We start from the raw sequence: 13,831 nt of genomic DNA on the forward strand, positions 1-13,831 counted from the left end.
TTATTGATGGCTATAGCTCCAATAGGTGCTCGCAGGTCCCGAGACTCAGCCTTTCACGACTCCCATCACAGGGCCTACCGGCTGTCGACGTGATTCACGTCCAACATTTTGATAGCCTGCGCCAAGAACTGATCTCCAGGTATCCAGTTCTTATCAAGTTTTTTCCCGATTCCGCCCTGCGCGAAGTCGCATTTGTAAGTCTTCGCGCGGAGCTGATCAGCTGTCATAGTGGGCAAAGCCAAGCGCCAGTTCATGAGGCCGACAACTATCGCGCCACTATCCTTGCGACATTGCTCGAGCAGTTCATCAAGCGACAGCAGAAAACGGTAGTTCTTACCTTGGTCTACCCGTTGCACGGCGCCGTTGCGAATTCGGCGCGAAAGGGTATCCAGGCTGACCAGGCTTTGCCGGACTGCTGGCCAGTGATTGGCGAAGCGGTGTTCAATAGATTCAGGCAAGTCCCCGAAGGAAAACCACAACATCGCCGGGTCCTTATCAAGCCACGCACTAGGTTTGCTGACCTCAGGAGCGATGTAGATGATCCGGGCATTCCTGACTTCCCCGAGAGCCTGTGGCAGACCGCCTTCGGGAACGCGCAACGCCTGCTCGAGCATTGTTGTTACCGTTTTGTATTTGCCCGCTTCCTGAGAAGCTGAAGCGATCGACTGAAGTTCTTCAATCAAAAAGGCCGCCGAGTTCCTCTCGGCGATGGTGTCCTGCAAACGTCTGTAGATATCAGATTGCTCTTCGCGGAACGAGGTATCTGTGGTTTTAAGCTCAACTAGCAGAAGATCGTTCTTCGAACGACTGAACATCAGCCAGTCGATGTTGGTCGACTGGTTGTTCCCAGATTCGTCAAGCCGCATCTTACGAATGGGAAACTCAGGGCATAGTGACACAAGGTCCTCGTCTAGGGCGGCTGACAAGGCTTCCGCTAGAAAGAAGCCAAGTATTGGCCCGATGGAGCGTTCCACCTGGACCTTCGGAATCATGGAGCCTTGCATAAGTTGCGCCATAAGGGCTTCGAAAAATTCTGTCTCAGTCGGATCGTTGGCTGGCGCGGTGGATGGTCGTGACATGACGTTTTCCTTTCTAAAAATCGTCTATCTCTATTCTTTTGAGCGAGCGTTTTGTTTAGCGGTTTGCGAGAATTTTTTCCAGACTTTCACCATTGCAAAAGTGTCCAGATTGCAATAAAAGAAGAGCTGCCCACTGATTTTCACTACCTGTAGCTGCAGGCGCACCGCCCGATTGCGGGGTTGGACTATCCGTGCGATGTCATCGAGTGCCCCAAGCTCAAGTTTGTTCGCAGCAAGCGAAGTGGCATTGGCTCGTGAAGACGAGGCTCAGCCCAGATGAGCTGTAGTGAACTGGTGAGATATTCAGATGCAAGGCAACGCCCTCTGAGCGAGGCTAGAACATTCAAATAAGCCCACTCCCAATGACGCGTCGGCGGTGGAAATGTGATTCCATTCTCCTGTCTGATCGGGATGTACGGGCTCCGCTCAAGAGAAGGACTCTACCTACGGGTGGAGGATGCGCGCGAGGCGACTCCGGTTTAAGTCTGGAGTCGCCTCTGCAGCGATTGCTGGCATTCGCTTTGTGGACCCGAGCGTCAGGTTGTGGCCCCGTAGCGGTCGCCAAGCACTCGGATGAGATACACATCCTAGGTCGACTAGCGACCTGGCGATCTTAAATCCCTACCCCAATGACGAGATCCCCAGGGCCAACCAGAGGAAGGCACTGCTGAGTCGCCTGACTTTGACGCTATTGCTGGCAGTGCGTACTCGGTGGCAAGCGCGTGCCGCAGATCGAGGCACCCCATTAGTCACGCCTCTTAGCCAAGAAGCACTGGCCGTTTCTTGAGCCCGGAGCGCAGGGCAAGATCGCTGATTCGGTTTTTGGTGCTCTGATGCCGATTGAATCAACGCGCAAACTACAAAAAAGTGCGCATAACGCTCATTCTTTTGTATTCTTGTTATCACTTTACAAAGCTCATTTTTAAGGTTCTTCGTCCGCCAAATGCCAATCAACGCCCTAAGCTTCCGCCTGCGCCGAATGGTGCTCGTCAACGTGGGCACCAACAAGAACAAGCCCAGTGGGCGCATAACTGCGATTGACCCCCGCGGCGGTGCCGCAGTTCTTGGCGAAAACGGCGTCGGCAAGACTACGACGCTCAGACTCCTGCCCCTGTTCTTCGGTCACCTGCACAGCGCCATCGTAGACCCCCAGAAGGGGCAACAAAACATGGTGCGATTCGTACTGCCAACGGACATGAGCGCGATCGCTTTCGAGTATCAGCGTGGATCAGACGCTGAATCGGACCTGCGCCTGGTGGTGATCCGGCGCCGCATCGACGATCCGGACTCCCTGTGCTATAGGATCTTTCGCTGCGGTTACCGTAAGGGGCTGTTCGTCCACGAGGGCCGTTTCCTCAGCGAGGAGGAAACGCAGAAGGCAGCCATTGATCTGAAGATCCAGACTTTCAAGCGGCTGAGCCCATCTGACTACCGCCACGTCATCCTGGGAACGCCGGCGGAGACCAAGGAAAAGGTCCTGCTGCGCTCGCTCAGCCAGGATTTCTCGTTCGGGCCCCGGTCGCTGGCCAACCTGGATCGAGTGGTGGCGGCCATGGTCAAGAAGCACGTGAACTTCTCTGACATCGTGCAGGTGGCCGTTAGCCTTGCGCAAAGTGAGCTTGGTGCCGGTGGCGCTCGCGCGGTGCTTTCCTATAGGCAGGGAAAGGGACAGATAGAACAATGGATTCGAACCCGACAGGCGTGCAAGGACGCGCTGTCCCTGGAGCCCAAGATCGTGGCGCTTCAGGACAGTCTTGGTGCGTATCGCAACCTGGAGATGCTGATCCGCGCCTGCCGCGGTGAAATTGAGGCGATGCGTTTGTTGCGCCGCCAAGACATCGAGAAGCTGGCCGCCGAAATGCGTCAAGCGCAACTGGATCGGGATAAGCAGTTGGGCGACGAGCAGTTGCAGCTTGGCATCTTGCAGGGCAATGTGGCTCATGCGTCGGAAGCTGCCACTCAGGCGCGTACTGCTTTTCAGGAACAGAGCGAACAGCTCCGTTACTTCAATCAACACGAGGCAGCTAAGTTCGAGCTCAAGCTGGTGTTTCTGGGGCAGCTGCAATCTGACCTTCAGATCAAGAACGGTCAGCTCGAAACACTCAGGGCCGCCCACGCTGGCCTTATCAGCAAGACCAATGAGCTCGCACTTAAAGCGAAAGCCCTGGCTAGCGAAGACAAGCTCCGTCTAGAGCTTGACAAGAAACCCTTGGATGACCGCCTAGCCGGAGGCCTCGAAGACCTGTTCACGTTGGAGAACAACCAGGTTTCAGAGCTGGAGGAAGAAATCAACGGCCTGCGAACTGAACTCACCGGATCCAAAGAGCCATTGCTTACTCAGCGTGGCACCTGGGACGCCAGACGCAGCGCGCCGGCGGCGAGCGAGGATGCGTTGGCAGCGCTGACGGCGACCAACGAGACATTGCGTGTGCACCAGAACGAGATTGCAGTCGGGCAAGACGCTATGGCCACGCTTGCGACCCAGATGCATCAGGCAACGCAAGCCTTCAGTGCCCAAGAAGTTGCGGTCAATCAAGCCCTGCAGCAGCTCAACCAAGTTCGCCAGGACTTGGCACAGGCGCAGCAGCTGCTGGCTCCTGCTGACGGCACCTTGCTTTCAGCACTGCGAGCAAGCGAGGATCAGTCTTGGAGACTGAATCTCGCCCAGGTGGTGGACCCGCGGCTGCTCGCCAATACCGATCTGGAGCCCACCCTGACCGAAGAAGGTTCACCGACTTTCTATGGCTGGCAGCTCAAGACTTCCGCCCTGGCGGCACCCGACTGGTCCAATGATGAATCCGCAAGGAAGGCGGTAGAAGACTTTCAGGAGGCCTCGATACGCGCTGAGGCCAACTGGAAATCCCATAAGGAGCAGCTCGCGCGCTTGGAGAATGCGCGTCGAGCGGCCGAGGCCGCCCACCAGACGGCGGACGGCGTGCTCAACGCCAAGAAATCGCGCACTGCTGAGATCAGCGGCCGCCAAGAGGATGCCAAGCAGCGGGTTGAGCGCGAGCGCTCGGAGTCCAAGGTCAAGGCAGAAGCTGAGTTCAATCGGCTGACCGCTGAAATCAAGGAGATCGAGCGGAAGGTCGACCGCCTCAAGGGTGAACGTGACTTGCGGGCCCGTGAGATTTTTCGTGCCATCAGCGAGAGCCGCAAGACGCTCCAGGCTGAACACAAGGCCGGCATTGATGAGATCAACCGGGCGATCACCCGCGTAGATTCGAATCTGGCGACCGCTCTCGAGGAGATCGAGGTGCAACTGCAGGACCGCCTTAAGGGTGACGACGTCGACGTCGAGAAACTCAACGCCCTGAGCACCGAGGTCTCCAGTCTCCGGAGCGAGATCGAAGGCCTGCAGTCCAAGGAGATCTTGGTCAATAAATGGCGAGAGTGGCAAAAGGTGGTTGGATCGGCTGGCCTGGAGCGCCTGGAGACCAATGCCAATCAGAAGGCGAGGTCGCTTACCGCTGCGTCGAACGTATTGACAGATCACAACGAAGTCATGCAGCGCACTTCTCAGGGATTTTTTCAAGCGAACCAGGTTTTGGAGTCACGGCAGAACGCCGCCCAGATCGATCTGAACAAGCTCGACGCCGCTCTCGTGTACTGTGGGGACTACTCTGCAACACGCAACTCGGAGATCACCATCACCGCAACTGCTGAGGTGCTCCACAACCGAGCCCACGAACTTTCTCAGCAGATCCTTGCGTCTTCAAACAAGATATCGAGAGAGGTGGCTAACCTGCGCCAGCAGTTAGTGGCCAAGCCCAGCCCCGTGCGTGATCTGATAGAGAGCCTGCTCGACCCGATCGACCCCAAGGACTTCTACAAGCTCGCCTACGAGCTGTGCGTGGCGCACCGGCAGATCGGCCCGCAGATCGTGAGCAACATGAACGTTACGCTCAAGTCGCTGCTGGACAATATCTCGTCGTTCCACAAGTCGCTGCTGGGCTTTGAGCGCGAGATCTCCGCGTTCAACCGCCGGCTCCAGGCGGGCCTGTCTGAGGTCCAGTGTTTTGAGCGGGTATCTGACCTGCACCTGGACATCACGACAAACTTTGACACCATGGGTCGGTTCTATCGCAGCCTGAGCACGATGGGCAGCCTTGCGCGCGAGGTCTCAGACGCCACCCAAGGCGTGGACACCACCCGCCACCTGCCCTCGGACGACGTGGAGCGTGCGCTCAAGGATTTTGCCAATGAACTGCGCGCCGACGGGCTCTTCGAGGTGAGCCTAGCCAAGCACATTACCCTTCGCGGGCGTGTCATGGACAACGGACGACTCAAGGAATTTGCGAAGGCCGAAGAGCTCGAGGGCATTTCCTCCGAGGGCCTCACATCCCTGATCCTGATCACGTTGATGACCGCGCTGCTCAACACCATCCGCGGCAATGAACCGGTGCACGTGCCCTGGGTGACCGATGAGGTCGGGAAGTTCGACTCGAGCAACTTCCGCGCGCTCATGGAGCGCCTGCAAGACAACCGCATCGACGTCGTGACGGCCTCCCCGGAGTTGGGCCCGGTCCAACAGGCATTGTTTGCGCAGCGCTACCTCTTCGAGGATCTGGGTCGTATCTGCGTCTATATGCCAGACCCCACCCTAGCTTCCCAGACGCCAGGCGCACTCCCTTCCCCCAGCCTAACTGGCTCCACACCCGAGGATGCCGATGTGGCCAACGCCACCGGCATCCCAACCACCGAGGAGCGTGCATGAACGTCCGTGCACTGCGTCTTCTGCTCGAAGGCGCCTACATCTGCAATATCCGCTACCGGGATGAATTCACTTCGCTTGAAGACAGCGATGAACAGGATGAAGTCAACGACTGGCTCGCCAAAGTCAACATGCGCCTGGCGCGCTTAGGGGGTACCGGTGCCTTTTTCATGGCGCCGGCCTACATCGGCGCCCGCGAGGTGACCCAGGTCCGCGCGGAGCTGCTGTCGTTCCGTGACAAGTACGGCCCCCACATCCAGATGTTGGACCTCATCCGCCAGGCTGGCCAGGACAACATCATGCTGGCGCCGGGGGAGTACATCGCACGCTACAGCCTGGAACAGGCTGTCTCCCAGTCCACCATACTTGAAGGGCAGCTCAAATCGCTGATCAACGTGATCAGTGGCGCCGCCCAGAGCAACAGCGTGCTGGCCAACCTGCAGCGCCTGCTGGATCACCTCACCAAAGACGGGTACCTGGTGCTGGTCAATAAGGACACTGGCACCTACCAAGTGTGCGGCAAGATCGAGCAGATCTACGCGGTCCTGCAGTTTTTGAGCGACCACCATGCGATTCCCGACTCCGAGGTCGACGACCAGGTGCCTGAAAACGAAGAAGGTGACCTTGTGGACCTCGCTCGCAGCGAGATCGGGCTCGACGCCCTCGGCTCCGATGGCGGTCTTTCGCCGGCCGGCGGCGCGGCTCCCCTCGGGGATGGCTCTTGAGCGCGCGTGGCGATCAGGTTCAGCAACTGCTGAGCCTTCTGGAGCGCCACAAGGAGCTCATCGCCGAGGCCTTCGAAGGCCCCATCTCTGGAGGTGAACGTAGACGCAACGACGCGATCGAGGCACTCTTCGGCATCGGTGCCCTCAAACCCCATGATGAGGACTCCTACCGCCTCAACCCCCGGCTTCGGGAGTTCTTCTCGGATCACCTGGCGAGCTACCACGCGTTCCAGGCACTGCGGGTCGTGCGCTCCACCGTCCTTCAGGCACGAACCCAGTGGTACGAGCTGCGTCGCCTCCGCCAGGCTTCAGGCGCCATTAACGACCAGAACCGGCTGATGGCAGGCTTCGAGGAGTCGATCTCCGAAATCGTCTACTCGATCGAGCACAACCTCTCGATGCTGCACTCGTTGATTTCGACTCAGTACGGCAACGTTGAAAACATCGAAACCAAGCTGCGCCAGAACCGGTACTACCGCAACCAGGTGGTGGGTTTCATGAGCGACGTGCGCATGGTGAGCACCTTTGCCGACATGGTGGTCGATGAGGCAGTGGCTGCCGGTGCCTGGGAGGTTCGCCAGATCGCCGTTCGTCGCATCGTCTCCAGGATCCATCAGTGGACTTCCCAGATCAAGGACGCCCAGGCTGTCATCACCGATCGCCTGTTCAAGGCAGCCAAGATGCATGAGTCCCTGCGGCTGCTCTCGCGCTACTCGCTGTGGCTCTCTCGACACCGCACGGCCGCCGGCTGGGAAATCGACGTGGACGAATCCGTCCCCGTTGCCCTGGTGCCGGTCGATCCAATCGATTTCCGGCCACAGCCGGATGTGGCAGACGACGATCCCGTCATCATTTCCGGTCTCCTCATGGCGGTGGCCAGGCTACCGAAGCAAGAGGCGCGGACCCGAACCATTGAGGCTGATGAGCCCCAGGTGCTGATTGCAGACGGCAACGATGTGGTCTACGAGGCGCCTGATCCGGTTCGCCAGGCTGTCATGGCGCTCAGCGTCGAGGCATCCTCGTCGCCCAAGCCGATCTCCCTGCTGCGCTGGAAATCGGGCCGGCCAGAGCTCGCTGAGATCGGAGACGAGTCCTGGCTGCTGTTTGCCAACCTTCAGTTGCGCTCAACTGGCCTGGTGACCAGGTTAGCAAGCGGTTCCTTTGATGACCCCTTCGAAATCAACGTCGCCTTCTCTGATGTTGAGGTGAGCCCCACATAACGTCATGTCATTGACTTCGACCGAGATCCGGTTCCTGCAGCGCCTGGTGGCTGATCGCCCGTCCACCCGGGTTGGCAACACCACGGCCAGGTCCATGAACACCAATTTCAGCCTGGGACTGTCGACCGGGCGGAACATCGAATACGGTGAGCAGGACTGGCTGCGCGCCGAGCAGTTGCTGCGCTCTCACGACATCCCAACATCCAAGATGGAGGAAGGGGCGGGGCGTATTGAGCTGGCCGCCTATGGGGGCGTTTCAGAAAAGTCGTTCAGCCAGGCCCCGCACGCCAATTCGGTGGCCATCCGGTGCATGGGTCATTGCGAGCTCGACGGGCTTGAGCTGTATACCCCCGAGGGCTGCTACTTGGCTCTTACGATGGAAGCGGCTGCGCGGATCCAATGCGATCGCCTGATAGTGGTCGAAAACCTGGAGTCCTTCAGGCGCCTGGAGCGCTACGCCTGGCTGAGTCCCGAGGGCTCAAACGTACTCGTTGTCTACCGCGGGGACACCATCTTCAATGGCCGTGACGCACAGGCCCTGGTGCTTGGGAGATCCGAGCCGATCTGGGCGTTCTTCGACTTCGATCCCCAGGGACTGATGCTGGCCAACGCCCTTCCCCATGACAGGTTGGAGAAGATCCTGGTGCCTGACCTCGATGTTCTTGCCGGGTTGTGCGATACCGTTCGGGGTCGAGAACTTTTCCACGATCAGGTGGGCGGCAGCCAGACGCAACTCGATGCGAGCCAGCACCCGGCAGTGGTGCCACTTTGGGTGCTCATGAAGCGGCTCCGTAGTGGCGCCACACAGGAGCGCATGGCATCCACCGGCACTGAGGAAAACAACTGAGCAATTCGGCATCTCAACTAGTCTAGGTCAGCCACTAGGCGAACATTTCCCCCTGAATCCGCTACAACGGGTACCCGGTACCAACTAGCTGGCGAGTAGCCTTTTAGACCACAAACAGCCCAGCTCCCTCAAAAAGCGTTCGATATGGCGCATGTTTGCCACTCTTTTTCTCCGCGCATCGGGCAAAATCCCCACGCTTTGTTACACAAGATGCACAAAATATACCGAGAGAGTGGGACTGATGGGACTGATTGCGAGAATTTTCAACTGGCTTAAAACATCCTCCTTAAGCTCTTTCGATGATGATCAGGACCTAACTAGGCCCATCGACATACCTCAGGCCATCAAAGACCTGAGGCTCCTCGAAGAGGCGCGCGCCATGGGCAGCGCTGGCCAACCCGCTGCGTCAGCTACGACGCCAAGCGGCCCCGAAGTTGTCGTACTCGATTTGGTGGAGCGCAAGCGACAGGAGTTTGTGAAGCAAGGGTTCAGGCGCATCAGCCTCCTGAATGAATCTTTGGCGCTGAACGACATCACGCGAAACGTGAATGCTGCCTTAGATGCAGATAAAGAATTTGGCCAAAAAGCTGGGACGCTGCTGACCGCAAAGGAGGCCACCTTAAAGGCCACGGGCGACGCTGCAAGAGCGTGCAATGATGAACTGCTCAAATTCAAGGCGGAGAACCGTTTGCAGCGAGAGGCCAAGTACCCGCTTGGCCTGAACGTTTGGGTTAAGGTGCTGTATCTGGTTCTAGCTGTTATCGGCGAAGGATTTGCAAATGCATACTTTTTCGCGCAAGGACTGGATTCCGGGCTAATTGGCGGCGGCATCATGGCCGGCACTACCGCTGCAATCAACGTTGGAATTGCCCTGTTTTTGGGTTTCTTTGCAGTGCGCTACCGTTTACATGTGGCGCCAGCAAAGCGAGCTGCTGGCTGGGTGGGAGGCGCAGTCGCCTTGGCCTGGCTCGTGACTGCCGGGCTGGGTATAGGCCACATCCGGGACGCACTGACAGCAGAGGCTGCCGAACCGTTTAGCGTAGCGCTCCAACATCTCAAGGATAACCCCTTTGGACTGGCAGATATGCGCTCTTGGGGACTGTTTTTCATCAGCTTCGTTGCCGGATGTTTTGCGATTTATGAAGCACACCAACTAGACGACTGCTATCCCGGCTATGGTGCAGCCGCCCGTGCATCGCTCGTGGCAGCAGACATCCACGAACGAGAAATAGCTGAAATTCGGGAAGACTTGGAAGGTTTGAAAGAAGAGTACCTTAATCGATTGGAGGAGGTTGCTCTGTCTTCGCAGACCTCCTTGGCCCTCTACGCCAGTACCATTGACGCGAAGAAAACCGCGTCGTCGAAGCTAGACGGCAACCTGGCGGGCACCTACGTAGCGCTCCAGGCCTTGTTGAGCACTTTCCGGACAGAAAACACCTTGCATCGCAACGATGCCCCCCGGCCTGCCTACTTCGACGAAATCTTGCCGCTGCAAGACCTGGAGCTCCCAGACTTTGGTACCGCCCAGGATTCGCTCAAGCTCGCAGAGCAACGAGAGAAGTTGGACCAACTGATTTCGCAGACTCAGGAGCTCACCGCGAAAATTCAGAACGCGTTCAATCAGAAGTTCGACCAGCTCCAGCCTCTCACAAACCAGTTTAGCCAGGAGGCATGAAGATGGCCACCCGTAGCCGCCGAGCCCAGCAAGACGCCGCCCACACCCTCAAAAAGCTCATAGCGCTCATCGTCGTAGCACTGGTCATAGTTTCCGGAGTAGCTTTTTACGTCCATCAGTCCTCTGTCCCCCCCTTAGATAAACTGACGCTTTGCCCCGCAGAAGGCCCGCGCGGGCAGTACACGTTACTCGTGGACAAAACCGACCCTCTGAACTTCACCCAGAAGGCTGCCTTCATGGTCACTCTTCGGGACTTGATCGAGCGGCGTGTTCCACCCGGCTACCTGGTTTCGGTGTTCGTGCTGGGGGAGGACTTCAAAGCCACGGCCGAGCCCTTAATAGAGCTATGCAACCCTGGGACCGGTGCAGACAGGAGCGAGCTCAATTCGAATCTGAAGCGCCTGCGCGCCCAGTATGAAAGCAAATTTCTAGAGCCGATGCTCAAGCAATCCGAGAGCATGATTTCGACACAGGCGTCCCAGTCGTCCCCCATATTTGAAATGCTGCAGCTGGTTGCCATCAACGGCTTTCGAAAACATGACATCAAGGGCGAGAGACGGCTCGTCATCCTTTCGGACATGCTTCACAACACGCCGCAGTTCTCTATGTACAAAGGAACTGTGGACTTTGAGCAGTTCTCTGCGTCTGACTATGGCCGTAAGGCTCAGTCCGAACTTCGCAGTGTAGACGTCGAGCTGCACTACCTGATGAACGCGCCAAAGCTGCAAACCAAGCGCAACTTGAAATTCTGGGAAGACTATTTCAACAAAGCCGGGGCCCGTATCGTCGAAGTGCGCCCGCTGGAGGGATAACCATGCAAGCTCGTCATGACTTCAAGATTCAGCGGCTTTTCGCGCTGGCGCTCATTCTCAAAGTCATCTTTGCAACACTCGGCTGGTTCGCGAACTCTCCCTGGCTTTTGGGGTTCGGCCTGCCGTTGGCGGTTATGGCCGCGTACATCTATGCGGGAATGACCCGCCGTGACAAAGAAGTTAGTGACGAGAAGTTTGCGGACTCCTGCTACTACTTGGGGTTCATATTCACCATCACGTCCATCATTTTCAGCCTGTTTGACCTGCCCCAAATCGGCACGAAGATTCAGGATATCGCCGTTCGATTCGGGGCCTCGATGGTCAGCACCGTATTCGGACTGGGTGTTCGAGTCTATCTGGTGGGCTTTCAGAAAGAGGCGGCCGACGCGCTGAAGGACGCCGAAGGCGCCGTAGTCGAAGCCGCCAACCGGTTCCAAGAACAGCTCCGGATGTCGATGGAACGCTTCCAGGCTTTTCAAACCGCAGTTGATGATGCAACCGCGCACACGGTGGAACGCGTAAACCTTCAGATGGAGAAGGCTACTGAGGCCCACGTCCTCAGGTTCTCAGAGGTTTTCGACGACATGGCCGCCCGGAATCGACAGGGGTTTGAGGACGCCTTGAATGAACTCAAAGCTGCGGGCGCCCAATTTTCTTCGCTCGTTGAAAGCTATTCGACTGGAGTGCAGAAGAACCTGGACGTGCTGGAATCAAGGGTATCCACGTTCACTGATGAAGCGGCACGGCACCTGCAAAAGACGGCCTTCCCCGATGACTACTTCCAGGATTACTTCATCCAGCACATGTCCGAGCCCCTGGAGTTGCTGAAGACCACCACAGGGGAGACCACGCGCTTTGTTGCCGGCACTGCTGCAGACATCGCACAAGCGTCGACTACCTTGAACAAGGCCCTGAAGGCCATTTCTAGCAAAGTCTCAACGGCCGAAGTCTCGTTGGACGCCCTCCAGCGCATATCCGAGCAGCAAGAAGCCGTTTTGGCCAGCGCCAAAGGCCAACTCGACACGCTAGGCGCCCTGAATGAAACGCTGGGCAAGCTCGCAGAAGTGATGAACGACTCCGTTTTGGAGGTCAAGGTTCTGGGCTCGGGCACCACCGTGCTCGGCCAGCAAGTCAACGCTCTCTCAGAGGAAAGTGCTGCCAGTCGGGCCGAGGTCACTTCTTCACTTCGGCAAGTGGCTATCGCATTGCGGGCGCACTCGGACAACAGTAGCCATCAGACGGCACTTGCCGAGAGTACAAAAGCGGCGATTGAAAGCTTGGTACGCGCGACGGCGGGACTGAGTGAAGATAAGTCGACCGCTGTGCAGGACGTCCGACACCTCACCGCAGAACTGACGAGCCTTGTGAAAGCTCTTCGCCCGGCGACGGCCGCACCGCTGCAAGGCTTCAACGTCGAAAGCGTCTCCCCCGGCTCAGCCTCGTCTGTCACTCTTAGCCCGCTGGCAACCGTCCCCTTGACCGCTTCTGCCTCTGTGCCGAACTAACACGGAACCCGACCCTTTTAGAGGCCCTTATCCGTGGCAACCAAGCGCAACGACAACATTTTCCAGCTATCACTCACCGAGCTGGCCTTCACCATCATTTTTATCCTGCTTCTGCTTCTAGGCTTCGTGGTTTTTCAGGAGCAGAAAGCTCGCAAGGAACTCGAGCAGGAACTCGCCAATAGCCAATCTGCCGAGAGGGCAACGGACGCACTGGTCCAGGCCCGTAGCCAACTTCGCGAGGCTCTTGTTCGAGCCAAAGCTCTCAAGCCAGACGAAGTGATTTCGCGCCTGGTGGCCAGTGCCGATGTGAGCGCCGAACGAGACCGGTACAAGGCCAAGGTAGATGACCTCGACGCTAAGCTCACTGCTTTAGAGGAAATTCAGAAGAAAGTTGACAGTGCCGCTGATACTAGTAAGTCTGATGTGATCAAAGAAGAAGTTCTATCTAGTCTCGCGCTGCAAAGCGCCGTGCGCAAAGAACTCGAAATAGCCGAGCCTGGAAAACCCGTCGGTCCCAAAGACAAGGCTACGTTGCTCGAGCAGACAAAGGACGCCCTGGCTTTATCTCAAGCCCTCCGAAAAGAGGTAAAGGCGCAGCTCGGGAAGGAAGCCACTGCGGGTGATACCCAAAAAGCGATGGCCGAGGTGATTCAGAACGCGAAGCGGTTTGCCGAGCTTGGCCAAGGCGGTATCAAGCCTGAACTTATTCGCAAAGAGAACGCCGATTTGCGCGGCCAGGTCGCGTTCCTTAAAAACCGGCTAGATGCCCGCGGCGGCCGCGACTATCCCCCGTGCTGGGCTGATGAGTCCGGCAAAGTCGAATTCCTTTTCGCCATTGAACTCAAAGACGATTCGGTAGTCGTCACCCCTGCCTGGCCCTCAAAGCGTGAAGCCGACGCTCGTGCGCTTCCGGATATTCAGCGCACCCTTGAGGCGCCTTTTGCCCATAGCGAATTCGCCAGCCGAGTGCAGGGTGTTTTTGGCTGGAGTAAGAAGCAAGACCCCGAGTGTCGGCATTACGTTCAGTTGCGCAGCACCATCTCTGACGCCGTCCGCTCTGACCGAGCTCGCCTGGTTGTCGAGAATTATTTCTACAAAGTCGAGCAGCGTCGCTGACCTCCGCTATGAAAGACCGAACCCGTCGAAGCTTCCTGCACGCCCTCACAGGCGTCGCGTTAGGCCGTGCGCTGCCGTTAGCCCGGGCCGATGCGCTTAACGGCATCGTGGAAGGTGCGTTGAACGGCTGCTTCGGAG

9 protein-coding genes are annotated in these 13,831 nt (G+C 57.7%); 8 read left to right on the forward strand and 1 reads right to left on the reverse strand.

From position 1 onward, the window contains the following. Positions 1-74 precede the first annotated feature (74 nt). Entirely contained in the window at positions 75-1,079 is a 1,005-nt protein-coding gene (locus tag CLU87_RS03265; RefSeq protein ID WP_143227234.1) for a hypothetical protein, read from the reverse strand. A gap of 979 nt (positions 1,080-2,058) precedes the next feature. Here CLU87_RS03265 and CLU87_RS03270 point away from each other — a divergent pair. The 8 genes from CLU87_RS03270 to CLU87_RS03305 all read left to right on the forward strand — a co-directional run bounded on the left by CLU87_RS03270 (position 2,059) and on the right by CLU87_RS03305 (position 13,693). Then, on the forward strand, positions 2,059-5,796 hold the full coding sequence (locus CLU87_RS03270) for an ATP-binding protein (RefSeq protein ID WP_158236059.1): 3,738 nt from the start codon (positions 2,059-2,061) through the stop codon (positions 5,794-5,796). After that, entirely contained in the window at positions 5,793-6,518 is a 726-nt protein-coding gene (locus tag CLU87_RS03275) for a hypothetical protein (protein WP_099729493.1), read from the forward strand. Before CLU87_RS03270 ends, CLU87_RS03275 begins: the two co-directional genes overlap by 4 nt. Further along, entirely contained in the window at positions 6,515-7,738 is a 1,224-nt protein-coding gene (locus tag CLU87_RS03280) for a hypothetical protein (RefSeq protein ID WP_099729494.1), read from the forward strand. Before CLU87_RS03275 ends, CLU87_RS03280 begins: the two co-directional genes overlap by 4 nt. Positions 7,739-7,832: 94 nt before the next feature. Then, on the forward strand, positions 7,833-8,585 hold the full coding sequence (locus CLU87_RS03285; RefSeq protein ID WP_143227707.1) for a hypothetical protein: 753 nt from the start codon (positions 7,833-7,835) through the stop codon (positions 8,583-8,585). Between the two features lie 241 nt (positions 8,586-8,826). Beyond that, positions 8,827-10,260: a hypothetical protein gene (locus tag CLU87_RS03290; RefSeq protein WP_099729496.1), complete on the forward strand. Its 1,434-nt coding sequence runs from the start codon at positions 8,827-8,829 to the stop codon at positions 10,258-10,260. Next, positions 10,257-11,072: a hypothetical protein gene (locus CLU87_RS03295; protein ID WP_199170784.1), complete on the forward strand. Its 816-nt coding sequence runs from the start codon at positions 10,257-10,259 to the stop codon at positions 11,070-11,072. Before CLU87_RS03290 ends, CLU87_RS03295 begins: the two co-directional genes overlap by 4 nt. A gap of 2 nt (positions 11,073-11,074) precedes the next feature. After that, entirely contained in the window at positions 11,075-12,577 is a 1,503-nt protein-coding gene (locus tag CLU87_RS03300; RefSeq protein ID WP_099729498.1) for a hypothetical protein, read from the forward strand. A gap of 33 nt (positions 12,578-12,610) precedes the next feature. Then, the gene (locus tag CLU87_RS03305; RefSeq protein ID WP_099729499.1) at positions 12,611-13,693 is read left to right on the forward strand and encodes a hypothetical protein; all 1,083 of its coding nucleotides are present in this window, start codon (positions 12,611-12,613) and stop codon (positions 13,691-13,693) included. The last annotated feature ends 138 nt before the right edge of the window (positions 13,694-13,831 follow it).

Origin of the sequence: Acidovorax sp. 59 (genome assembly GCF_002754175.1) — a bacterium.
In the GTDB taxonomy this organism is placed as follows: domain Bacteria; phylum Pseudomonadota; class Gammaproteobacteria; order Burkholderiales; family Burkholderiaceae_C; genus Acidovorax; species Acidovorax delafieldii.

What these genes read in the sequence shown, in the direction of transcription:
- CLU87_RS03265 (WP_143227234.1), bottom strand. Translation starts at nt 1,079, where the DNA reads ATGTCACGACCATCCACCGCGCCAGCCAACGATCCGACTGAGACAGAA.
- CLU87_RS03270 (WP_158236059.1), top strand. Translation starts at nt 2,059, where the DNA reads ATGGTGCTCGTCAACGTGGGCACCAACAAGAACAAGCCCAGTGGGCGC.
- CLU87_RS03275 (WP_099729493.1), top strand. Translation starts at nt 5,793, where the DNA reads ATGAACGTCCGTGCACTGCGTCTTCTGCTCGAAGGCGCCTACATCTGC.
- CLU87_RS03285 (WP_143227707.1), top strand. Translation starts at nt 7,833, where the DNA reads ATGAACACCAATTTCAGCCTGGGACTGTCGACCGGGCGGAACATCGAA.
- CLU87_RS03290 (WP_099729496.1), top strand. Translation starts at nt 8,827, where the DNA reads ATGGGACTGATTGCGAGAATTTTCAACTGGCTTAAAACATCCTCCTTA.
- CLU87_RS03295 (WP_199170784.1), top strand. Translation starts at nt 10,257, where the DNA reads ATGAAGATGGCCACCCGTAGCCGCCGAGCCCAGCAAGACGCCGCCCAC.
- CLU87_RS03300 (WP_099729498.1), top strand. Translation starts at nt 11,075, where the DNA reads ATGCAAGCTCGTCATGACTTCAAGATTCAGCGGCTTTTCGCGCTGGCG.